A 23,154-nucleotide genomic window follows, 5' to 3' on the forward strand; every position below is an offset into this window, starting at 1 on the left:
CATTTTTCTATAAAAAAAAAGAATGTCCTTGCCATATTGTTAAAATATTTAAAAGATTCTTCCATTATAGCGCGTTTCAATTTCCATTACGTTTTTTCCCTCTTCCCAGTTTATAACCAATCGCTAATTTCGCCTTAGTCAAGTTAAACCTATATTTATTATCATAACCCAAATCGGTAGAATAAAAACCTCCTCCATAAATTAAATTAATATAATAACGTTCCATATTATAGCCTAATGCCAAAGCATAATCAACCTTTAAAAGTAAGTGATTAGATGGCTTATAGCTGGAATCTGCCAAAGTAACATGTTTATACATCAATCCAACCCCTGGCATAATATTACACGTTGCCGTAATATTATATGGTAATCCAAATACCGATAGAAGACCTCCCAAAACTCCGGCAGCAGCACTATTATAACGTTTAATATGCGCCTGTTCATTAAAAAACATATCACTATTATCTCCTAAAATGTCCTGTTCTGCCGAAAAGTAATCGTAAAAGGCAAATGCCCCAAAACCCCCAGTAATATAAACCTTCCTATTTACATTATCCAAACCAGCTTTTAACATAGAATAAGAGAATTCAATATCTGGTACGGTACGTAATGTATTAATACCAATAGTTACCGATTTGATATCATCTCGAAACACCGTTGGTTGATCAAAATTATTTTTAACATTATACCCTTTATAGCTCTGAACATAAAAATTAACATAATTCTTTTTCCCTATAATAGTAGTGCCTTGCATATCAAATCTTCTAGTAACATCTTCGTGTTTAGTTTTAATATTAAAAGCAATATCAATTAACACCTTACTGCTGGCAAAACCCAAACCTATACCATATTTATTATTAGGCACATACCGGGATTTAAAATCGCTATTTCGAATTGCAAACCTCTTAACCTTATAGTTTGTAAATACACGTAGAGAATAATTAGCAAGTTCATGATCTACAAACCGCTTATCCACAAGTTCAATAAAGTTTAAAGAATCTAGTTCCTTCAATATTTGAGCCTGTGCCGAAACAGAACTCACTATGAATAAAAATAAAATGATAAATTTTTTAATCATGTACGCAAAAATTCTCAAGCTGATTTGATGGGTTAAAAATATACTAATTCTAAACGCCAAAGACTTTTAATTCGTTTAATATCAAGTCAGAATCTAATACCTACTAATTAAAAAGCCATAAGAAAACCAAAAATTATGTTGGAACAAAACGTTTAAGTAGCCGGATTAGGAATCATTTGATGTACATCATTGATTTGATCTAAAACAGCATCATTTAAAGTCATATCAATACTTTCAATATTCTCTCTAAGCTGTTTTAAATTCGTAGCACCTATTATATTACTAGTTACGAAAGGTTTCTGGTTTACAAATGCTAAACTCATTTGAGCTAAACTCATATTATTAGCCTCTGCAATTTCTAAATAACGTTTTGTAGCTTCGGTTGCTTGATCTCCACTATATCTGGCAAACCTTGGAAATAATTTAAGTCGTGTATTTTCTCCAGCATTGCCTGTAATATATTTTCCAGATAGTACCCCGAAAGCCATTGGAGAGTATGCGAGTAAACCAACATTCTCTCTTAGCGATACTTCGGCTAAATCTGTTTCAAAAGTTCTAGCAAGCAATGAATAAGCATTTTGTATAGTAGAAACACGAGGTAAATTATGATATTTAGACTCCTCTAAATAACGCATGGTTCCCCATGAATTTTCATTGGATATACCAATATTTCTAATTCTACCTGCTTTAACCTCTTTATCTAAACTATTTAGAATTTCATTAAAGTTATCTTCCCATTTAGCATCTAATTTATAATCTCTTATTCCAAAACGGTTAGTATCACGTTCTGGCCAATGTAACTGATATAAGTCAATATAATCAGTTTGCAACCTGCCCAGTTCAAGATCGATAGCTTCCTTTATAGAAGCAGGAGTAAAACCTGTAGTTCTAATATGGGCAGTATAATCACCTCCTCCAGCAATCTTAGACGCAATAATCACTTTATCTCTGTTTCCTGATTTTTTATTCCATGTCCCAATAATTTTACTGGTTCGACCACTCATTTCTGCAGATGCTGGCACTGGATATAACTCGGCCGTATCAATAAAATTAACACCACGCTCAAGCGCATAATCTAACTGCTCATGTCCTTCTGATTCCGAATTTTGATTTCCAAAAGTCATGGTGCCTAGACATATTTTACTAACTTTTATATTGGTGTTTGGCAGCGTAGTATATTTCATTATCATTTTTTAAAACTAAGTGGATAAAGATAAAAAACCTTTAAAAGCCCTAATAGGTTTTTAAAGGTTTTTTAAGCGTTAAGGATTGATGTATAACCTTTAGTTTCTAGTAAAGAACGACTACCAAAAACCCAACCCTTTATGGGTAACGTTCAAATTTTCGAAACAACTTTTAATTTTCATTTAATAATTTAGAAAGCTCATCCAACTTTGGAGTTAAAATCACCTCTATACGCCTGTTTTTAGCTTTACCTTGCGGGTTATCATTTGATGCTATAGGAGCAAACTCACCACGACCAGCCGCTGTTAAATTTTCAGGATTTATATTGCTATTTTGTCTTAAAATATTAACTATTGAAGTAGCACGCTTTGTTGATAGATCCCAGTTACTGGTTAAAGTCCCGTTGCCTTTATAGGGAACATTATCTGTATGACCTTCAATCAAAACGGCAATATCTGGATTATCTCCAAGTACACTACCTAGTTGTTGCACTGCTCTACGTCCTTCAGAACCTACAGCCCAACTTCCTGAGCTAAATAACAGTTTGTTTTCCATAGACACATATACTTTACCATCGCGTTGCTCTACGGTTAATCCTTTACCTTCAAAATCAGTTAACGCACTAGAAATCGCATTTTTAAGCTTTGTCATGGCTGCATCTTTAGACGCTATCACCTGTTCTAACTCAGCAACTCGGTTTGAACGGGCTTCAAGCTCTTTTTTAAGCTGTTCAAGTCTAGTTATTTCAGCTGACAGGGCTTGCTCTTTAGCCTCAAGCTGAGCTAATAATTCTCGGTTCTTTTGAGAGTTTGCAGCAATAGAAGCCGAACTATTCTTTTCCAAAGCACTATAAGATGCTTTTAAGTTATCTAAATTTGCCTTTGTAGCATTATAATCTGCCTGTAATTTATCACGCTCTGTAATTGCTTCATCATAAGCTGAATTCAATTGTTTGAGCTCATTTTCAGCAGTATTCTTTGTATTTAAAAGGTTTTCGTTTTCAGAAGACAACTTTCTGTTTTCTTCTTTTAAATCGGCATACTTTGCTTCTAAATCTTTATAAATTTTAGGAGACACACAGGAAGCCAGGACCGCCATGGTGACTATTGAACATACAATTCTTTTAATCATGTTACTTAGGTTTATATATTTTTTATTTATCTATTTCTACTAGTATTGGACAATGATCGCTATGCACTGCTTCAGTAAGTATAACGGCTCTTTTAATATTTTCTTGCAATGGTTGCGAAACCATAGCATAATCTAAACGCCAACCTTTATTATTAGCACGCGAATTAGCGCGATAACTCCACCAACTATATTGCTGTAATTCTGGGTTTATGTACCTGAAAGAATCAATAAATCCGCTATCAATAAAATCCCCAATCCATTTGCGCTCAACAGGTAAAAATCCAGAGACACCTTTCATTTTTGGATTATGAATATCCATTTCTTCATGACAAATATTATAATCACCACAAATTACAAGGTTTGGAATTTCTTTCTTAAGACTATTAACATACTCTTGAAACATATCCATATACTCAAGTTTATGGTTTAATCTGGCATCATTAGTTCCTGAAGGCAAGTACAAACTCATTACAGAAACACCATCAAAGTCTGCCCGAATATTGCGACCTTCAAAATCCATAGATTCAATTCCTGTACCATATTCAACATGTTTTGGCTCCGTTTTACTTAGTATAGCTACGCCACTATAACCTTTTTTTTGTGCACTAAACCAATAATGGTAATTATATCCGGCATTCTCAAAAAGACTTAAATCTAATTGCTCTTTCATGGCTTTTATTTCTTGAAGGCAAATCACGTCAGGATCTGCTGCTTTAACCCAATCAATAAAACCTTTGTTTAAAGCGGCTCGAATACCATTAACGTTATAGGATATAATTTTCATCTTAATTTTTTGTTTAAAAATTATTGATTTTTATAAAGTAAACTACTTTTCTACTGAAAGCAAATCTAATTTTAGCTAAAATAAATAATACGTTACTTTTACACTATTAATTTTAAGCAGATTTATCATCTTCTGTTCATAAAATATTTTAAACTATTTTCAGTTTAATTTCTAATGAAGTGTCTTACCTATACCTTTTTATTTCTTATTAGTTTTTATGGCTTTTCGCAGAGTCAGACTTCTAATTACAGAACAAAAAAAGTAGCTACAAAAGACACTATTCAAATTGATAGTGTTAGTATCAATTCTAGTATATTTACTTTAAGAAGAAAAGACAATTCAATAATTGACACTTCCTATTATCACGTTAATTTCTCTAAAGCCCTCTTAACTTTTAAAAAACCTATTGATAGCGATTCGTTAATAATTCATTACCTGAAATACCCCCATTTCCTTACCAAAACGTATCAGCAACTTGATGAAAGTATTATAGTCGAAAATAACGATAACAATCAAACTTTATACAAACTAAAACAACCTAACTCTGATAAAAATTTCATCCCTTTTGACGGATTAACAACCTCTGGAAGTATTTCTCGTGGGGTTACTATTGGTAACAATCAAAACTCTGTTTTAAATAGTGAATTAGACTTACAAATTACCGGAAAACTTAACAATAAAGTGTCTTTACGCGCCTCTATTCAAGATGCCAATATTCCTTTACAAGAAAGTGGGTACTCCCAGCGTTTAGACGAATTTGATCAAGTTTTTATTGAACTCTTTAGCGACCGCTGGAATGTTAGAGCTGGGGATATAGATTTAGTAAATACCAACTCATATTTTTCAAGTTTTTCAAAAAGGGTTCAAGGATTAAATTTCAATATTAAGTTAGGTGAACAAGAAAAACAAACTACACTTTTTGCTGCTGGAGCTATTGTGAGAGGCCAGTTTACTACCGACCAGTTTACAGCCCAAGAAGGTAATCAAGGGCCCTATAAACTTAAAGGGCCTAATGGGGAACTATTTGTGCTTATTGTTTCGGGAAGTGAAGTTGTTTATGTTAACGGTGTTGTTGTAAAACGTGGTGAAGACCAAGATTATATTATAGATTACAATGCGGGAGAAATTATTTTCAACTCTACCTTTCCCATTACTTCTGAAATGAGAATTTCAGTAGACTATCAATTTACCGAGAGAAACTATACGCGATTTGTTGGTTTTGGAGGTGGCAAGTTTGAAAGCAAAAAGTTAGATATTGGGGTTTCGGTTTATTCTGAAAGTGACGCCAAAAACCAACCTTTACAGCAAAACTTATCTGAAGAACAAGTTGCAATTTTAGCAGATGCTGGTGACGATATGAGTAAAATGGTAGCACCATCAGAAATTAGGGAAGCTTATAACCAAAATAGGATTTTATATAAAAAAGAACTGGTTAATGGCAGCGAGGTATTTGTATTTTCTAATAATCCTGATGACGAATTATATAGTGTTACTTTTTCACTACTTGGTGAAAACCAAGGCGATTACAACTTAAGCAGCATTACTGCGATTAATAATATTTATGAATATGTCGGAGAGAATCAAGGAAGATTTGCCCCAGTAATTCAGCTTGTTGCACCTAAAAAACTTCAAATAGCGATTATAAACGGAAAATATAAGCCTTCTGATAAAACCAATATTTTCTTTGAAGTTTCAGGGAGTACATACGATCAAAATCAGTTCTCTACAATTGATAATGATAATAATGAAGGATTTGCTGGAAAACTGAATATCAATCAGACCATTTTCACACAAGAAAACGGTTGGAAACTTAATGTTTTTGGGGACACCGACTTAATTAGTGCTGATTACAGAAATATAGAAGGACTTTACAATGTAGAATTTAATAGAGATTGGAATTTAGATCAGCCCCCAGGCAGACAAATAGCTAGTGACCTAGGGGATCAAATTCTAGTCAATTCTGGTTTCTCCTTAGCACATCAAAATAAAGGAAGTCTTAACTATCAACTTCAATTTCTAAATTTCTCTGAAGGCTATAGCGGAAATAGACATTTGGTTAATACCAATTTAATTTTAGATAAGTTTAATATATCTTCAAACTCAAGTTTTTTAGATACGGAGTCAAATACAAAAACGTCAACCTTTATAAGATCACATAATCGAGTAACTTACAGTATGACTAAAAGCTGGATTGGTGCTAAACTTTCTTTGGAAGACAATGAAGAACGAGAGAATATCACGCAAATTTTAACGCCTTTAAGTCAAAGGTTCACCTCCTACGAAGCCTTTGCAGGTATTGGTGATAGCACAAAAGTTTTTGCAGAAATAGGTTTTAAAAACCGGGTTAATGATAGTTTAAAAAATAACGAGATACGAAAAGTAAATGCTTCAAATAGCATTTATATTAACTCGAAACTTATACAAAACAAAAATACCAACTTAATAGTATTTGCCAATTACAGAACTTTAAAAAGTGAAGATCCGGATATACAGAATGAAAATTCGCTAAACTCAAGGTTTCAATTTAGTCAAAAATTATTTAAACAAATGGTATTATGGAATACCGTTTTTGAAACTAATTCGGGAACTTTACCCATTCAAGATTTTACATATGTTGAAGTCGAACCAGGACAAGGTACCTATACCTGGATTGATTATAATGAAAACGGTATTCAAGAGCTAGAAGAATTTGAACTAGCTCAATTTCAAGATCAAGGAACTTTTATTAGGGTCCTATTGCCTAATAGAGTTTTCGTAAAAACTCATCAAAACAGACTTAGTCAAACAATTACAATCAATCCTGTACAATGGTCTGTATCCAGCAAAAAAGGGCAGCGGTTTTGGTCACACTTCTACAATCAATCGAGCTTTTTGGTAGATAGAAAATTAAAACGCGAAGGGAATGACTTTAACCTGAACCCCTTTGAAGGAGAAGAAGATAATGTACTTGGTCTTCAACTCAATTTTAGAAATGTATTATTTTTTAATCGAGGCAAACAACATTACACAACGTCTTACACCTATTTAAAAAATACTACCAGAAATATTTTATCCATAGGCTTTGTTGAAAATGGCTTAAGCAGCCATCAACTTAATTTCAATCATAAAATTGCGGTAAACTGGTTAGCAAACATTTTAGGTTCTACTGGTAAAAATGAAAGTATTAGTCAGAATTTTACCAGTAAAAATTTCAACTTAACAGAAACTCGCTTTAATCCAAAGTTGTCCTATCTTTTTAATGACAATTCTAGCGTTGATGTATTCTACCAGCTCACTAAAAAGGATAATACCACGGGAGAAATGGAATCTTTAAAACAACAAAACTTTGGTGCATCTTTTACCTTAGGAAGCGGCGTTAAAAGTGCTATAAGCGGCATCTTTAATTACTATTCCAATACATTTGACGGCAATCCAAATACACCTGTGGCATATCAAATACTAGAAGGCTTACAACCAGGAAAAAACTTTACATGGAGTTTATTGGCACAAAGAAAACTTACCAAGTTTTTAGACTTAAACTTAAGTTATTTCGGAAGAAAAACAGAAACAAGTAAAACGATTCACTCTGGGTCTATTCAATTGAAAGCATATTTTTAAAGTTTTATATCGTCAACTTTTTTAAAAACTGAAAGTATCGTTTTTACAGCATCAACATAAAAATCTGGTTGAATATTTTCAAAAGTATCGGTAGGTTCATGGTAGTCTTTATGATCTTCAACACCAAAGTATAAAAAAGGCATTCCTTTTTTATGAAAGCTGGCGTGGTCTGATGAGTAAATCCAATTGTCTAAACCATCATAGCCATCATGTCCCAACTTTAGCTTTATTTTAGATGAGCATTTATGTCCTTGTAGCACCTCCTTTAAAACCTTATTATCAGAAGCACCAACAACATACAATTCATTCTTCTCACTCCTACTAATCATGTCCATGTTTAAATTAAGAACGATATGCTTGGAATCCACTGTACTACTTTTTACAAAATATTTTGACCCTTCAAGTCCCAGTTCTTCCGCATCAAAAGCAGCAAAAATTATAGAATGTTTTGGCGGGTATTTTTTTAAGTATTCAGCAATACTGAATAAAGCACTTACGCCGGAGGCATTATCGTCGGCTCCGTTAAAAATCTCTCCTTGTTTTATTCCTTCGTGATCATAATGTGCACTAATTACAATATAGTCTTTAGGAAAGACTGTTCCTTTTAAATAACCCAAAATATTTACCCCTTTATAATACTCACGCTTCTCAATAAAATCAAAATTTTGTTTATAGCCTTTTAAAAGTGGCAACACACCTAAAGCATGAAATTGATTTATTATATATTTTTGGGTTTTTTCTGCGCCTTGAGAACCCGTTCTTCTGCCTTCAAAGGCATCTGAAGATAGCGACTTTATGTGTTTAATTAAATTGGTTTTACAGAATAAAACAGAATCGCAAGTCTTATTTTGAGCAAGGGTTTTTATGGGAATGACTAATAATAAAAAAAGAATTATTCTAAACATTGGAACCTAAATATAGTAAATAAATTGGACCTATTTTAAAACCAAAAACCCATATCGTTTGATATGGGTTTTTAATATCTATCTTTAAAAAAACACTAATTATTTAATAGCCGCCTTCATAAGTTCTCTATTCATTCTAGCAATGTTATCTAAAGAAATACCTTTAGGACATTCCACTTCACATGCTCCTGTATTCGTACAGTTTCCAAATCCTTCCAAATCCATTTGAGCAACCATATTTTGTACACGGTCTGCAGCTTCAACTTGCCCTTGAGGCAGTAAAGCATACTGAGACACTTTAGCACCAACAAACAACATGGCACTCGAATTTTTACAGGTAGCCACACAGGCACCACAACCAATACATGTTGCAGCATCCATGGCCTCATCAGCAGCATGCTTTGAAATAGGAAGGGAATTTGCGTCTTGTGTATTTCCAGAAGTATTCACAGAAATATAACCTCCTGCTTGTTGAATACGTTCGAAGGCCATTCTATCAACAACTAAATCTTTAATTACCGGGAAAGCTGCTGCTCTCCATGGCTCTATTGTAATAGTATCCCCATCCTTAAACATCCTCATATGCAGTTGGCAGGTAGTAATACCTCTATCTGGTCCATGAGCCTCTCCATTAATATATAATGAGCACATCCCACAAATACCTTCTCTACAGTCATGATCAAAGGCTACAGGTTCTTCTCCTGTATTTACCAATTGTTCATTCAAAACATCCATCATTTCAAGAAAGGACATATGCTCTGAAATATCATTAACTTTATAATCGACCATTTGACCCTTAGCAGAAGCGTCTTTTTGTCTCCAAATTTTAAGTGTTAAATTCATAATGTCAATCTTATTTATATGAACGTTGTTTTAGTTCAATATCTTTAAATTCTAATTCTTCTTTATGTAATACTGCATCAGCAGGTGCTCCTTTATATTCCCATGCAGAAACAAATGCAAAGCCTTTGTCATTACGTTTTGCTTCTCCTTTTTGCGGTCCATCCTCTTCAGCAGATTCTTCTCTAAAATGACCTCCACAAGATTCTTCTCTTGTTAGGGCATCTTTTGCGAACAACTCTCCTAACTCTAGGAAATCTGCAACACGTCCTGCTTTTTCCAACTCAGGGTTCATTTCATTAGAACCTCCCGGAACAGATACATCTTTCCAGAACTCTTCGCGAATGGCTTTAATTTCAACCATTGCTTCTTTCAAGCCTTTTTCGTTTCTAGACATCCCACATTTATCCCACATGACTTTACCAAGTTTTTTATGGAAATAATCAACAGATTTAGTTCCTTTATTATTTACAAAGAAATCTATTTTATCTTTTACTTCTTTTTCAACTTCATCGAACTCTTTGGTATCAGTAGGAATTTTACCAGTTCTAATATCATCAGCTAAGTAATCACCAATTGTGTATGGCAACACAAAATAACCATCGGCTAAACCTTGCATTAAAGCAGAAGCTCCAAGTCTATTTGCACCATGATCGGAGAAATTAGCTTCGCCAATGCAATACAATCCAGGAACTGTAGTCATTAAATTATAGTCAACCCAAACACCTCCCATAGTATAGTGCACCGCTGGATAAATCATCATAGGTGTTTTGTACGGATCCTGATCTACAATTTTCTCATACATTTGAAATAAGTTTCCGTATTTCGCTTCTACAATAGCCTGACCTAATTCGTATATTTTAGCATCTGAAGCATTTGCTATATTATGAATTTTAGCTTGCTCTCTTCCGTAACGGTCAATTGCAGCAGCAAAGTCTAAATACACCGCTTCACCAGTTGCATTTACCCCATAACCAGCATCACAACGCTCTTTAGCAGCACGCGACGCTACATCACGAGGCACTAAGTTTCCAAAGGCTGGATAACGACGTTCTAAATAGTAATCTCTTTCGTCTTCAGATAAATCTGTTGGTTTCTTACTTCCATCACGTATAGCTTTTACATCATCAATGTTTTTAGGCACCCAGATACGGCCATCATTACGCAATGATTCAGACATCAAAGTTAATTTAGACTGGTAATCACCCGAACGAGGAATACATGTTGGGTGAATTTGAGTGTAACAAGGATTAGCAAAAAAAGCGCCTTTTTTATGTATTTTCCAAGCCGCTGTAACATTACTACCCATGGCATTTGTTGATAAGAAATAAACATTTCCATAACCTCCTGTTGCCACAACCACAGCATGAGCTGAATGACGTTCTATTTCACCAGTAATTAAATTTCTTGCTATAATACCTCTTGCTTTCCCATCTATTTTTACGACATCAAGCATTTCGTGACGATTGAACATTTCAATCTTTCCACGAGCAATTTGACGATTCATTGCAGAATAAGCACCTAGTAATAACTGTTGACCTGTTTGTCCTTTAGCATAAAAAGTTCTTGATACTAGTACACCACCAAATGAACGGTTATCTAAAAGCCCACCATAATCACGTGCAAAGGGAACACCTTGAGCAACACATTGGTCAATGATATTTGCAGAAACCTCAGCTAAACGATAAACATTAGCCTCGCGTGAACGATAATCTCCTCCTTTTACAGTATCATAAAACAATCTGTAAGTCGAATCTCCATCACCTTGATAGTTTTTTGCTGCGTTAATACCTCCTTGTGCTGCAATAGAGTGCGCACGACGCGGAGAATCTTGATAAGCAAATGCTTTTACATTATATCCTAACTCAGCTAATGTTGCAGCCGCAGAACCTCCTGCTAAACCTGTTCCTACAACTATAATATCTATATGACGCTTATTTGCAGGATTTACTAAGTTGATTTTATTTTTATAATCTGTCCATTTATCTTTAATTGGACCTTTTGGTACTCTTGAATCTAAAGCCATTTTATTTAAGATTAATGGTTAAAATGATGATAAACTGCTATAATTATAAATGCCAAAGGAATTATAATTGAATATGCCTTACCTATTTGTTGCAATGTTTTTTTACGTCCAGCTGTTACACCCATAGATTGAAAGGCTGAAGTAAACCCGTGAGCTAAATGCAATCCTAATAGAACAAAAGAAACTACATACGCTCCAACTCTTAACGGACTATGGAATTTCTCTACTAATTCATGGAAATATCGGTAGTTCCCATGGTGCATTCCAGACATGTCTCCAATAACATATTTCGTATTCAATTCTGGAATCCAGAAATCAATGAAGTGAAGTACAATAAAAGCCAAAATGACTAGACCACTGTAAATCATATTTCTACTCACCCAAGACGAATTAGCAGCACCATTGTTTCGTGCATACTTAACACCAATTGCTTTTTTGTTTTTTAACTCTAATACAAATCCCATTACAAAATGAAATACGACACCAAAAATTAAAACTGGCTGTAATCCAAATTGAACTAAAGGATTGGTTCCCATAAAATGAGATAATTCATTAAACAAATCTTCACTAAAAAGAGATGTAATATTTACCGCTAAATGAATTATTAAGAAAAACATAAGGAAGAATGCAGAAAGCGCCATAGCTACTTTTCTCCCTATCGAAGATTTAAAAAATCCGCTCATTATTTTGAAGTTTTTTTAAGATTCCCACAAAGGTAACCTAGGAATGGATGATAGGCAAATAACAAATGTCATGTTTTGACTATTTAGAATGGTTTTAAGTAATAAGATGAAATCTTAATCAATCAATAGCTTGCTTGAAATAATTCCGCTATCTGAAAGTAGATTAATCAGATACATGCCTTTAGAAACACCCTTCAAATTAATTGTGATAATGGATTCATTGGTAATATCTTTACCCAAAATTACTCTTCCACTTACATCATTAATAAAAACCTTTTCTAAATTAATTGAGGACCTGTTTTTAATATAAAAAATACCGTTTGTTGGATTAGGATAAATACTAATTACATCAACCAATTCTTCTTCTTCAACACTTAACTGGCAGTCAAATGCTGACATTGACGCTTTGCCTGAAAAACATGAAACAGAAGGAACACCTGACTGACTCCTATCCTGCACATTAGTAGCCGCTAAAACATTTTCTAAAGACAAAACCCTCAGCTGTTCACCAAAGCCTATAGAGTAATGCATTACATCATCATTATCATCTATTACATGACCAAGTTGATGAGCATGCCCTATCTCATGTAATGCCACACTTTGAAAATCAATTTCAAAACCAGGCAAACCATTACCAAAATACCACGTCTCACCATCATCAAAGACCATATCTATCTCTTCCACAAAAACCTCATAATTATTGAGACTAGTCCCGCAGCCTTGAAAAGAATAAGTAGTTTGTCCGAGCACACCATCTTCTAGTTCCCCAGCATTATCAAATCTTATTACATTAATACCATCAAAAACAGCCTCATCCACCGATGTAACTTCCCCGAAACTAAAATTAAGTCCAGTCTCGCAGCGCCATGTATCTAGTGCCTTCATAAAATCAGCCTTTGAGCCTGGGTGCTCAGACTCAGCATCAAAACTTTCCTCCATTTGCAATACATAACCTCCACTACCATCATTATCAACCATCCTAGTGGGGTATGCGTAAGTTTTTGTTTCACCGCCAATGGTAAAAGTTGCATTAACGTTAAGCTCTGCATATGAAATCTCTAAATTGGTAGAAGAATCTATTACATTTTGAGAAGCATCCACAACCCTTATATTACCAGTACCTGCATTTGAGGGCACCTCAACAGTAATAGAATTTGTTGACCAATTAATTACTTGAGTATCTAAAGCATCAATATAATCTGACAACCCATTATCTACGCCTCCAGAATCTGCATTCCTAAAACTGACCTTCCCTTGCTCACTACCAAAATTCCCTGTAGCACCATCTGGAACCGTTATTGTAATAGTTTCCTTTGTTCCAGCAGACACTAATGTTGGAGAGAATGTAATTGACGTAGGAACTAAAGAACCTTTTAACTGCCTAAACCTTGAAGCTTCACCTTTTACACTAAAAGTCATTACATCAAAATATTTTTTTTGGGTGATATCCATCAGCTCTTTATAAAACACTTCCGATATCCCTTTTTTAAAACCCACTAAGTTTACAACTAAATCATCATAGAGATTATACTTATAAAAACCCTGCGAACCGCTATAAACTCTAAAAACGTCACTTAATAAACCTCCATTAATGGAATACCTTCCACTTTTTTCCAAATTAAAAACCCCTAAATCCCCAAGTTCCAATTTAAGTGAATGGGTAACCAATTGAATTCTCGACCCAACAGAACCTCCCTTAGTCACAACATTAACATAAGGCAATCTTTGACCCTTAAACGCCTTATAAACCTCCACCTTATTTATAGTGTAAACGTTGTTATCTTCATCCAAAAATGACTCTTTAAAAATTACTTTTCCCTCAACAACTAATAAAGAATTCTGAACTTGCTGCTTTAATGATATTTCCCTAACTAGTTCTTGACCACCACAGAGGGAGACGAAACTTAAACAGGTCATAGAAGCAATAAACAATTTTACAAATATACTCTTACGCATAACAAAATTTTTCACTAGAAAACCAAATATAACGATTTATCCACTACCGTTTGAGCAGATTTACTACATTTATCAAACATAACACATTCGTAACATGAAATATTTACCAATTGACAATAAGCTCTTTATAAAGAACCGAAAGAAATTTACAGCTCAAATGAAACCAAATAGTTTGGCTGTTTTTAATTCAAATGATATTTACCCAATAAGCGCAGATAGTACTTTGCCATTTGAACAACACAGGGATATTTTTTATCTAAGCGGCGTGGACCAAGAGGAAAGTATTCTCGTATTATTTCCTGATTGTCCAAAAGAAAAACATCGCGAAATATTATTTTTAAAAGAAACAAACGAACATATTGCTATTTGGGAAGGCGAAAAACTTACGAAAGAGAAAGCTTTTGAAACTAGCGGAATAAAAACGGTATACTGGCTACAAGACACGGAAAAAGTGTTATTTGAAATCATGACACAATGTGAAACTATTTATATTAACACTAATGAACATTATAGATCGAATGTAGAAACCGAGACTAGAGAAGATCGCTTTACAAAATGGCTGAAAGAACGCTATCCCGCTCATAAGGTTGCAAAAAGTAATCCTATCTTACAGCGTCTTCGCTCTGTAAAAGAAGATATTGAAATTGCCTTAATTCAAAAAGCTTGCGATATTACTGAAAAAGGCTTTCGCCGTATTTTATCCTTTGTTAAACCAAATGTTTGGGAGTACGAAATTGAAGCAGAGTTTATGCATGAGTTTTTACGTAATCGTTCAAAAGGATTTGCATATACGCCTATAATAGCCTCTGGAAACAACGCTAATGTTTTACACTATATTGAAAACAACCAACAATGTAAAGCAGGAGATCTCATCTTATTCGACACCGCTGCAGAATATGCAAATTATTCAAGTGATTTAAGTAGAACCATACCTGTTTCAGGCACTTATTCAGATCGCCAAAAAGCTGTTTACAATGCCGTATTAAGGGTTAAAAGTGAAGCAACAAAAATGCTAACCCCAGGCACTATATGGGCAGATTATCATATTGAAATTGGTAAGATAATGACTAGTGAGTTATTAGATTTAAACCTGATTGATAAAGCAGATGTACAAAACGAAAACCCTGAATGGCCAGCCTATAAAAAATACTTTATGCACGGCACATCTCATCATATGGGGTTAGATACTCACGACTATGGGATTTTAACAGAACCTATGCAGGCCAATATGGTTTTTACCGTTGAACCTGGTATATATATTCCCGATGAAGGCTTTGGTATTAGATTAGAAGATGATGTCGTGATTCAAAAATCTGGAGCCCCCTTAAACCTTATGAAGAATATCCCTATTGAAGCAGAAGAAATTGAGGATATTATGAATTCTTAAAAAAACAAAAGGGACGTTTATAACGTCCCTTTTTTGCTAACAACACTAATATATTATAATTATAGAGTGACTAATTCAAATAAATAATCGTTTAGTTTTTGTAGCGTATTAATTTTGTCATCTGTATCAATTAAAAGTGAGATATTATTTTTACTCCCACCGTAAGAAATCATTCTGATTTTTACATCCTGTAATATTTGAAACAGCTTAAAAGTATCTTGATGATTTACAACTGAATGCCCAACTAAGCATACAATACTCTGTCTTTCATCAACTTCAATTAATGCAAATTTTTCAAGTTCATTTAATATTTTATCAAGGTTTCTATCATCATCAATTGTTAATGATACAGCTACCTCTGAAGTTGTAATCATATCAATTGACGTTTCATAAGTCTCAAAAATCTCAAAAACTTTCTTTAAAAAACCATGAGCCTGCAACATTCTTGCAGATTTAATCTTAATAGCGGTAATACCATCCTTGGCAGCAATAGCTTTAATACCTCCTTCAGAAGTCTTACTAGAAATTAAGGTCCCATGTGCAATAGGGTCCATGGTATTTTTCAACCTTACAGGAATATTATCTGCCCTTACCGGAGTAACCGTTTGAGGATGCAAAATTTTAGCTCCAAAATATGCCAACTCAGCAGCCTCATCAAATGATAAATTAGATATTGGGTTTGTGTTTTCAACATATCTTGGGTCATTATTATGCATCCCATCAATATCCGTCCAAATTTGCACTTCCTCAGCTATGATAGCAGCACCAATTATGGTTGCCGTATAATCACTTCCTCCACGTTGGAGATTTGAAACTTCATCATTCGCATCTAAACAAATAAAACCTTGAGTAATGTAAATATTAGCGCTTTCATTCTCTTTTAAAACAGTTTTGATGTTATTTTTAATGTAATCAATATTTGGTTCCTTATTCCCATCAATTCGCATAAAATCTAACGCTGGCAATAATGCAGAATGAATTCCTTCTTGATTCAAATAACTATTAAACATGTAAGTTGAAAGTAATTCTCCTTGAGCAACAATTTGGTTTTCTAAAGCATCAGAAAACACCTTAGAGACACATGCTTTTAGGTCTTCAAAAATACTTATCACATATTCCCTAACAGATTTATTTAAATCCGAATCCTCCAATAATTGATCGATAGTCTCAAAATAAACTTTCTGAAGCTCACTAATTTTATTTTCCGCTTCACTAAGATTTACATCCTTTATATCTTGCGAAATAGCAACAAGTTTATTAGTAGTCCCGGACATAGCAGAAAGCACGACTATTTTTTTATCGCCATCGTTAATAATATTCTTAACGTTGCACATATTTTCAACCGAACCCACAGAGGTTCCACCAAACTTTAATACTTTCATTTTCAACAAATTTGAGTGCTAAATTATGACTCATTTATCTATCCGCTATGTTTATTAAAAAAAAAGCTTATTTTTACACAAATTGTTAAATAATTAACATTAATAGCATTAAAACAGATGAAAACAGTATCAAACTGTGTTGAGGATATTTTAATAACACAACCTTATCTAGAGGAAGCCCTTTCAAGAAACATTATAAATTTCAGTGCACTTGCCATTGAACTGGTAGAACCTATTAGTAAAATGTTAAAAAAGGATGTAAAACCAGGAGCTATCATGATGGCTTTAAGGCGTTACAACCCGCCAACAACTTTATCCAATTCGGTTAAAATGAAACGCGCTATTCAAAATTTGGGCGACATTACAGTGCGATCAAACTTAACTGATTTTACAGTAAGAAATTCAGAAAGTTTGATTAATAATCACGCCAAGATTCTTGAAAGAATACATCTGGAGCCAAAACTCTTCTATACATTTACTAGAGGAATTCACGAAAGCAATATTATTATTTCAAGCAGTTTAAATGATTTTGTTAAAAGCGAACTACAAAATGAATCTTTCCTTGCTATTCAAGAAAGTCTTACGGCAATAAGTATTAATTTACCCAAAGACAATTCGAAAATAGCTGGACTTTATTATCACTTTTTTAAACGTTTAGCTTGGGAAGGTGTCGTACTTTATGAAGTTATTTCAACTACTAATGAATTTACAATCTTGGTTGAAGATGAGTTTGTCGATAAAGCATTTGCCGCAATTAAAAGAGTAAAAATTTAATTTCTTTAATCATTTACCTTTTCAAATAAATTTATAAAAATGAAAATTATCATAGACGGAAGTAGCCATTCTAAATTTTGGCTCGCTAAAGGCATAATATTATTAATAAATTCCAGTTTATAATCATCTATAATAAATCCCAAAAAATCAGGAATACTAAAAATAAAAGTTATTGCAATGACCCATCTAAAAACTAATTTTGAAGCAAAACCAAACACAAAAGTTTCCTTAGTATTATTCATGGTATGATTTTATCTTTGCCTAATATAATTCATAAAATGAATATAGAATACAAAGGCGTAAATATTTTTTATACCGATTCTGGTAAGGGACATACCATGGTTTTACTTCATGGTTTTTTAGAAAATAGTAATATTTGGAGCCCTTTTGTTCAAGATCTCTCAAAAAAAAATAGAATTGTATGTATCGATTTGTTAGGTCATGGAAAAACAGAATGCTTGGGATATGTGCATACTATGGAACAAATGGCGGAATGCGTAGAAGCCGTTCTAAAACATTTAAGAATAAGACGATCAACCTTTATTGGACATTCTATGGGAGGCTATGTGGCTCTGGCTTTCGCCGAACAAAACCCAGATGCTCTTAAAGGCCTATGTTTGATGAATTCGACCGCCAGTGCAGATAATGCAGAAAAGAAACGAAATAGAGACCGAGCTATTTTAGCGGTTAAACAAAGCCATAAAACCTTTATAAGGATTGCGATTAATAACTTATTTAGACCAAAAAACAGAAAGCTATTTAAATCAGACATAAAAAAACTTATAACCGAAGCGCAAGAAACACCTTTACAAGGTATAATAGCCGCACTTGAAGGTATGAAAATAAGGCAAGACAGAGAAGCCTTACTGCATTTCACGCCATTTAAAAAAATGATGATTGCAAGCAGAAAAGATCCTGTTTTGAATATAGAAAACTTACGAGCTCAAACTCAAGGCACCGCAGTAAAACTTGTTGAATTTCCGGATGGACATATGAGTTTTATTGAAAATAAAGAAGAATTATCATACACATTTATGCATTTCATCGAAAATTTATAGCTTTTTAACGATTTATTAGTTTAGTTTTCATAATTTTAGCATAGTAAAAATATCTAGAACCATGAAAAAATCTACTAACAAACCTACTTTAATACCAAAAATGTATTGCAGTATCTTTGGGCATGATTATCAGGTAACTAAAAGAGTAACCTATCATGTTAAAGAATACACATGCAGACATTGCCAAAAACAATTAACCACCAACAGCAACGGTAGTCTTACTGAACTAACTCCAAAATTTAGAGAAATCAACGCTATCCTAGAGCGTATCTATGCTTCGAGAACCGAACGTTTAAAGAAAAAATCACTCAGTTCATCGATTTATTAATATTTTAAGAATATTGTTTTGTTCCTTTTTTATATTTTAACGGTCTCTCCAGTAGTTAAAAACTAATTAAAAGGATTAAAAGCAAATATGAAACACATCCATTGTAAAGTGTTTGGACATGATTATGAAGTTACCCGTCATGTTACAGCCCATGTTAAAGAGTACACATGTAAAAACTGTAAAGAACAATTAACTACAAACGTGAATGGTACTCTTACAAAGCTTACTCCAAAATTTAAAGAAATTAATGATGTTTTAGAGCGCATACATCGTAAAAAACATCGTGTTAGATTGAAGACGACTCCTGCCAATCCAGAGTTATTAGTTTTTAGTCATTAAAATTTTTCCAGCCTTGTGCTTTTATTGGAATACGTGTGTCCGCTCTTGTAACTAAGTGTATACCCTCTGTAGATTCTTTCATAAATCCAATTACTGACAAATTAGGGTTTCCCTTTATTTTTAAAAAATCGTCTTGAGAAACGGTGAATAGAAGTTCATAATCTTCACCACCATTCAAAGCAACTGTTGTACTATCAATATTAAATTCTTCGCAAGTAGAAATCACTTGTGGATCAAGAGGAATTTTATTTTCATATAAATCACAACCTAAACCACTATGCTTGCACAAATGCATAATTTCTGAAGACAACCCATCACTCACGTCAATCATTGATGTTGGTTTAACATTAAGATCCTTCAATAATTTACTTATATCCTTTCTAGCTTCTGGCTTTAATTGCCTTTCAACGATATAGGTATACGGTTCTAAATCTGGTTGATTATTAGGGTTTACTTTATAAACTTCCTTTTCTCTTTCTAACACCTGTAGGCCCATATAAGCTGCTCCTAAATCTCCAGTAACCACCAATAAATCATTAGGTTTTGCTCCTTTTCTGTAAATCTCATTATCAGCCTCAACTTCACCAATAGCTGTTACAGATATAAGTAATCCAGTATTTGATGATGTCGTATCTCCGCCTACCACATCAATATCATAAATTTTTGCAGCAGTTTCAATTCCAGCATATAAGTCCTCCAATGCTTCCAACGGAAAACGATTTGATACAGCTATAGAAACCGTGACCTGTGTAGCTTTGGCATTCATAGCATATACATCAGATAAATTTACAATAACAGCTTTATACCCTAAATGCTTTAAAGGCACATAACTTAAATCGAAGTGCACACCTTCAACTAACAAATCTGTAGTAACCACTATTTTCTTATTCTCAAAATTCAGAACGGCAGCATCATCGCCAATACCTTTAATTGTTGATGACTGCTTAATTTTAAAGTTTTTTGTTAAATGGTCGATTAGACCAAATTCACCTAAATCACTTAATTGTGTTCTCTGTTGATTTTTATCTTCTATCATGATGCAAAAGTAAGAAGCTAATTTTGTTTTTGCTATCTTTATACTAAAACATAACCTATTTAAGTTATTATTAAAAACCGCTATGAGACTCTTAAAAATCACTAAGACAGCTATAGTCTGTTGCTTCGCATTGATATTAGTCAGCTGCAGTAAAGATGAAACACCAGCTCCCCCCATTAATCCTGACGCTATGTTTCTATGCCAAAATGGTTTTGCTAGTATTTACCCGTGTAGTAATTATGATTTAATGGGCTTTATTTCAATTGATGAATTAGGCGGCCCAGGATCAAGAGGCAACGATTGTTGGGGATGGGTAGATCCGATGACTCAAAAAGAATATGCCTTATTTTGCGCAACAACAGGAGTCGCTTTTGTAGATATTACAGCCCCAAAAACACCTATCATAATAGGAAAACTCCCAACAGCTACCATAAGTAGTCCATGGAGAGATATTAAGGTATATAAAAACCACGCCTATATTGTTGCAGACGCAGCAGATGCCCACGGGATACAAATTTTTGATTTAACCCGTCTGCGAAACGTTTCAAATCCTCCAGAAATTTTTTCAGCCGATAATCGTTATACTGGTTTTGGTAGCGCACACAATATTGTAATTAATGAAGATTCTGGTTTCGCCTATTCAGTAGGTACAAGCAGACTTGAACCTTTTGCTGGAGGTCCGCTATTTATTAATATACAAAACCCATTAGCCCCCATAGATTCTGGTGGATTCCCCGGGTATTCGCATGACGCGCAAGTGATTACTTATACTGGTCCGGATACAGAACACAATGGAAAAGAAATTTTAATTGGCAGTAACGAAATAGAAGTTGTAATTGTTGATGTTACCGACAAATCTAATCCTGTAGAAATTTCATCAATTAGTTACTCCAACGTTGGCTATACCCATCAAGGTTGGTTCACTGAAGATTTGAATTATTTCATTTTAGGAGATGAGATTGATGAACAACGAACCGGAACAAAAACCAGATCTATAGTTTTTGATTTTACAGATTTAGACAACCCTAAACTTCATATGGAATATTTTGGCCCTTCTGAAGCTATAGACCATAACGGTTATGTTAAAAATGACTTATTTTTCTTAGCGAACTATACCGCAGGTGTGAGAATTATCGATGTCTCTAATATTGAAAACAAATCAATGACTGAAATAGGTTATTTCGATACCCACCCCGAAAACAATAATGCTAACTTTAACGGCGCATGGAGTGTTTATCCATACCTCCCAAGTGGAAATATTATAATTAGCGATATAAATAAAGGACTGTTTATAGTGAAGAAAAATTCTAATTAGCACTCCCCTTTTATGCTGAATAATACCCCATTAATCCTTTCATTCATCCTCTTAATTGCTTTTTCCTGTTCAAAAACAGAACCCATTGGAAAGCCAAATACTCCTACACTAAATATTGACTTTGTAAAAACCTTAGGAGGTTCATTAAATGAAAGAGGCGAATCCATAATCAATACTAATGATGAAGGTTATGCCATATTAGGTTACGCCCAAAGTAACGATGGGGATCTAATTAACAAACCCGACAATTCGTTTGATTATTGGTTATTAAAGTTTGATAAAAATCATAATCTTGAGTGGCAACGCACATATGGAGGAAGCGATGATGACAGAGGTGCTCATTTTATACAAACCAATGATAATGGATATGCCCTCATTGGCTATAGTAAAAGTAATGACAGAGATTTAACAGAAAACAATGGCGCTAATGATTTTTGGGTCTGTAAACTTAATGTCTCTGGCGATATATTATGGAAAAAGTCATTTGGTTTTTTAGGAGCAGATAATGGTAATGCTATCATCCAAACTCAGGACAATGGGTTTTTAATTACTGGAGTTTTAGATGTTTCGGCATCAAATGGTCAAGGCAATAGCAAGGCAACAGGCACTAAACGTCATGCTGGCGGCGACTATTGGGCAATAAAACTTAGTAATTCTGGAGAAAAACAATGGAGCAAATTTTTCGGGGGTACTTTTACAGACACCCCTTTTGATGTGATTCAAACCAAAGATAAGGGGTATATCTTAATAGGATCATCTGATAGTGAGGATGTCGATATACAGGACAATAAAGGCTCCTACGATTTTTGGGTAATTAATATATCAGAAACGGGAATGCTGCTTTGGGAAAAATCGTTTGGCGGCTCTCAAATTGATGAAGCTCATGCCATCTGTGATTCTGGTGATGGTAATTATTTAATTGTTGGAGATACAAGAAGTAATGATTTTGACGTTAGTAGTAATAATGGAGCTGCTGATTTATGGTTAATTAAAATGTCGCCCGAAGGTGATTTAATTTGGGAGCAAAATTACGGAGGTGTTAGTTTTGATGCTGGCCGTTCTATTTCAAAAACTCAGGATGGTAATTTTTTAATATCTGGAAGCTCCAGAAGTTTAGATGGTGACCTTTCGGAAAACAAAGGACAAAACGATGCTTGGTTATTAAAAATTAATCCTGAAGGAACCCTACTTTGGCACAAAACAATTGGTGGCTCAAATATTGATTTCGCATACGATGCCATAGAGCTTAACGATAAAAGCATAATTACTATTGGAGAATCCAGTAGCAATGACGGAGATATATCTACTAACAAAGGGTTTTCAGATTTGTTAATTATTAAAACAAAATAA

Annotated in this window: 20 protein-coding genes; 8 read left to right on the forward strand and 12 right to left on the reverse strand. The window is 33.9% G+C overall.

Going from position 1 to position 23,154, the window contains the following annotated elements; all coding sequences use genetic code 11:
* Positions 1–76: 76 nt before the first annotated feature.
* The 4 genes from Q0857_RS01815 to Q0857_RS01830 form a co-directional block, all read right to left on the reverse strand.
* Positions 77–1,078 (reverse strand): DUF4421 family protein, encoded by a 1,002-nt coding sequence (locus Q0857_RS01815; RefSeq protein ID WP_298531279.1) that lies wholly within the window; start codon positions 1,076–1,078, stop codon positions 77–79.
* Between the two features lie 152 nt (positions 1,079–1,230).
* A complete protein-coding gene (locus Q0857_RS01820) occupies positions 1,231–2,262 on the reverse strand; it encodes an aldo/keto reductase (RefSeq protein WP_298531281.1) in 1,032 nt (343 codons plus the stop codon).
* A gap of 172 nt (positions 2,263–2,434) precedes the next feature.
* Entirely contained in the window at positions 2,435–3,394 is a 960-nt protein-coding gene (locus tag Q0857_RS01825; RefSeq protein ID WP_298531283.1) for an OmpA family protein, read from the reverse strand.
* A gap of 22 nt (positions 3,395–3,416) precedes the next feature.
* Positions 3,417–4,178 carry an exodeoxyribonuclease III gene (locus Q0857_RS01830; RefSeq protein WP_298531285.1) on the reverse strand — a complete coding sequence of 254 codons (762 nt, stop codon included), beginning with the start codon at positions 4,176–4,178 and terminating at the stop codon, positions 3,417–3,419.
* Between the two features lie 174 nt (positions 4,179–4,352).
* On the opposite strand from Q0857_RS01830, the gene Q0857_RS01835 reads away from it, so the two are divergent.
* Positions 4,353–7,775: a hypothetical protein gene (locus Q0857_RS01835; RefSeq protein ID WP_298531287.1), complete on the forward strand. Its 3,423-nt coding sequence runs from the start codon at positions 4,353–4,355 to the stop codon at positions 7,773–7,775.
* Here Q0857_RS01835 and Q0857_RS01840 read toward each other — a convergent pair.
* From Q0857_RS01840 to Q0857_RS01860, 5 genes are all read right to left on the reverse strand, one after another.
* Complete coding sequence (locus Q0857_RS01840) at positions 7,772–8,680, reverse strand: M28 family peptidase (protein ID WP_298531290.1); 909 nt, start codon at positions 8,678–8,680, stop codon at positions 7,772–7,774. The two genes, Q0857_RS01835 and Q0857_RS01840, sit on opposite strands and share 4 nt — an antisense overlap.
* Before the next feature lie 99 nt (positions 8,681–8,779).
* The gene (locus tag Q0857_RS01845) at positions 8,780–9,523 is read right to left on the reverse strand and encodes a succinate dehydrogenase/fumarate reductase iron-sulfur subunit (RefSeq protein WP_298531292.1); all 744 of its coding nucleotides are present in this window, start codon (positions 9,521–9,523) and stop codon (positions 8,780–8,782) included.
* Between the two features lie 10 nt (positions 9,524–9,533).
* Positions 9,534–11,546: a fumarate reductase/succinate dehydrogenase flavoprotein subunit gene (locus Q0857_RS01850; RefSeq protein WP_298531294.1), complete on the reverse strand. Its 2,013-nt coding sequence runs from the start codon at positions 11,544–11,546 to the stop codon at positions 9,534–9,536.
* 11 nt (positions 11,547–11,557) lie between these two features.
* Positions 11,558–12,229, reverse strand: coding sequence for a succinate dehydrogenase cytochrome b subunit (locus tag Q0857_RS01855; RefSeq protein WP_298531296.1), 672 nt, complete (start codon positions 12,227–12,229; stop codon positions 11,558–11,560).
* 114 nt (positions 12,230–12,343) lie between these two features.
* Positions 12,344–14,185 (reverse strand): T9SS type A sorting domain-containing protein, encoded by a 1,842-nt coding sequence (locus Q0857_RS01860; RefSeq protein WP_298531298.1) that lies wholly within the window; start codon positions 14,183–14,185, stop codon positions 12,344–12,346.
* Positions 14,186–14,279: 94 nt separating this feature from the next.
* On the opposite strand from Q0857_RS01860, the gene Q0857_RS01865 reads away from it, so the two are divergent.
* Positions 14,280–15,572, forward strand: coding sequence for an aminopeptidase P family protein (locus tag Q0857_RS01865; protein ID WP_298531301.1), 1,293 nt, complete (start codon positions 14,280–14,282; stop codon positions 15,570–15,572).
* Between the two features lie 59 nt (positions 15,573–15,631).
* On the opposite strand, the gene Q0857_RS01870 is transcribed toward Q0857_RS01865, so the two are convergent.
* Positions 15,632–16,954 carry an aspartate kinase gene (locus Q0857_RS01870; protein ID WP_298531303.1) on the reverse strand — a complete coding sequence of 441 codons (1,323 nt, stop codon included), beginning with the start codon at positions 16,952–16,954 and terminating at the stop codon, positions 15,632–15,634.
* 117 nt (positions 16,955–17,071) lie between these two features.
* On the opposite strand from Q0857_RS01870, the gene Q0857_RS01875 reads away from it, so the two are divergent.
* On the forward strand, positions 17,072–17,728 hold the full coding sequence (locus tag Q0857_RS01875) for a hypothetical protein (protein WP_298531305.1): 657 nt from the start codon (positions 17,072–17,074) through the stop codon (positions 17,726–17,728).
* Between the two features lie 5 nt (positions 17,729–17,733).
* Here Q0857_RS01875 and Q0857_RS01880 read toward each other — a convergent pair whose 3' ends face one another.
* Positions 17,734–17,970: a branched-chain amino acid transport system II carrier protein gene (locus tag Q0857_RS01880; RefSeq protein WP_298531307.1), complete on the reverse strand. Its 237-nt coding sequence runs from the start codon at positions 17,968–17,970 to the stop codon at positions 17,734–17,736.
* A 36-nt stretch (positions 17,971–18,006) separates the two neighbouring features.
* Between Q0857_RS01880 and Q0857_RS01885 the strand changes: the two genes are divergently transcribed.
* From Q0857_RS01885 to Q0857_RS01895, 3 genes are all read left to right on the forward strand, one after another.
* Positions 18,007–18,786, forward strand: a complete 780-nt coding sequence (locus tag Q0857_RS01885) for an alpha/beta hydrolase (RefSeq protein ID WP_298531309.1) — start codon at positions 18,007–18,009, stop codon at positions 18,784–18,786.
* A 61-nt stretch (positions 18,787–18,847) separates the two neighbouring features.
* Positions 18,848–19,114, forward strand: a complete 267-nt coding sequence (locus Q0857_RS01890; protein ID WP_298531313.1) for a hypothetical protein — start codon at positions 18,848–18,850, stop codon at positions 19,112–19,114.
* An 87-nt stretch (positions 19,115–19,201) separates the two neighbouring features.
* Entirely contained in the window at positions 19,202–19,453 is a 252-nt protein-coding gene (locus Q0857_RS01895; protein ID WP_298531315.1) for a hypothetical protein, read from the forward strand.
* Here the strand turns inward: Q0857_RS01895 and thiL are convergent.
* A complete protein-coding gene (thiL, locus tag Q0857_RS01900) occupies positions 19,443–20,489 on the reverse strand; it encodes a thiamine-phosphate kinase (protein ID WP_298531317.1) in 1,047 nt (348 codons plus the stop codon). The genes Q0857_RS01895 and thiL overlap by 11 nt on opposite strands.
* Positions 20,490–20,571: 82 nt before the next feature.
* On the opposite strand from thiL, the gene Q0857_RS01905 reads away from it, so the two are divergent.
* Positions 20,572–21,804 (forward strand): choice-of-anchor B family protein, encoded by a 1,233-nt coding sequence (locus Q0857_RS01905; RefSeq protein ID WP_298531319.1) that lies wholly within the window; start codon positions 20,572–20,574, stop codon positions 21,802–21,804.
* A 12-nt stretch (positions 21,805–21,816) separates the two neighbouring features.
* Positions 21,817–23,154 carry a hypothetical protein gene (locus Q0857_RS01910; RefSeq protein WP_298531321.1) on the forward strand — a complete coding sequence of 446 codons (1,338 nt, stop codon included), beginning with the start codon at positions 21,817–21,819 and terminating at the stop codon, positions 23,152–23,154.

The sequence above is a fragment of the uncultured Algibacter sp. genome (genome assembly GCF_947495925.1).
Classification (GTDB): Bacteria; Bacteroidota; Bacteroidia; order Flavobacteriales; family Flavobacteriaceae; genus Algibacter_E.

Excerpts from the sequence above, each read along its gene's own strand:
- Q0857_RS01815 (WP_298531279.1), bottom strand. The coding sequence starts at position 1,078 with ATGATTAAAAAATTTATCATTTTATTTTTATTCATAGTGAGTTCTGTT.
- Q0857_RS01820 (WP_298531281.1), bottom strand. The coding sequence starts at position 2,262 with ATGAAATATACTACGCTGCCAAACACCAATATAAAAGTTAGTAAAATA.
- Q0857_RS01825 (WP_298531283.1), bottom strand. The coding sequence starts at position 3,394 with ATGATTAAAAGAATTGTATGTTCAATAGTCACCATGGCGGTCCTGGCT.
- Q0857_RS01830 (WP_298531285.1), bottom strand. The coding sequence starts at position 4,178 with ATGAAAATTATATCCTATAACGTTAATGGTATTCGAGCCGCTTTAAAC.
- Q0857_RS01835 (WP_298531287.1), top strand. The coding sequence starts at position 4,353 with ATGAAGTGTCTTACCTATACCTTTTTATTTCTTATTAGTTTTTATGGC.
- Q0857_RS01840 (WP_298531290.1), bottom strand. The coding sequence starts at position 8,680 with ATGTTTAGAATAATTCTTTTTTTATTATTAGTCATTCCCATAAAAACC.
- Q0857_RS01845 (WP_298531292.1), bottom strand. The coding sequence starts at position 9,523 with ATGAATTTAACACTTAAAATTTGGAGACAAAAAGACGCTTCTGCTAAG.
- Q0857_RS01850 (WP_298531294.1), bottom strand. The coding sequence starts at position 11,546 with ATGGCTTTAGATTCAAGAGTACCAAAAGGTCCAATTAAAGATAAATGG.
- Q0857_RS01855 (WP_298531296.1), bottom strand. The coding sequence starts at position 12,229 with ATGAGCGGATTTTTTAAATCTTCGATAGGGAGAAAAGTAGCTATGGCG.
- Q0857_RS01860 (WP_298531298.1), bottom strand. The coding sequence starts at position 14,185 with ATGCGTAAGAGTATATTTGTAAAATTGTTTATTGCTTCTATGACCTGT.
- Q0857_RS01865 (WP_298531301.1), top strand. The coding sequence starts at position 14,280 with ATGAAATATTTACCAATTGACAATAAGCTCTTTATAAAGAACCGAAAG.
- Q0857_RS01870 (WP_298531303.1), bottom strand. The coding sequence starts at position 16,954 with ATGAAAGTATTAAAGTTTGGTGGAACCTCTGTGGGTTCGGTTGAAAAT.
- Q0857_RS01875 (WP_298531305.1), top strand. The coding sequence starts at position 17,072 with ATGAAAACAGTATCAAACTGTGTTGAGGATATTTTAATAACACAACCT.
- Q0857_RS01880 (WP_298531307.1), bottom strand. The coding sequence starts at position 17,970 with ATGAATAATACTAAGGAAACTTTTGTGTTTGGTTTTGCTTCAAAATTA.
- Q0857_RS01885 (WP_298531309.1), top strand. The coding sequence starts at position 18,007 with ATGAATATAGAATACAAAGGCGTAAATATTTTTTATACCGATTCTGGT.
- Q0857_RS01890 (WP_298531313.1), top strand. The coding sequence starts at position 18,848 with ATGAAAAAATCTACTAACAAACCTACTTTAATACCAAAAATGTATTGC.
- Q0857_RS01895 (WP_298531315.1), top strand. The coding sequence starts at position 19,202 with ATGAAACACATCCATTGTAAAGTGTTTGGACATGATTATGAAGTTACC.
- thiL (WP_298531317.1), bottom strand. The coding sequence starts at position 20,489 with ATGATAGAAGATAAAAATCAACAGAGAACACAATTAAGTGATTTAGGT.
- Q0857_RS01905 (WP_298531319.1), top strand. The coding sequence starts at position 20,572 with ATGAGACTCTTAAAAATCACTAAGACAGCTATAGTCTGTTGCTTCGCA.
- Q0857_RS01910 (WP_298531321.1), top strand. The coding sequence starts at position 21,817 with ATGCTGAATAATACCCCATTAATCCTTTCATTCATCCTCTTAATTGCT.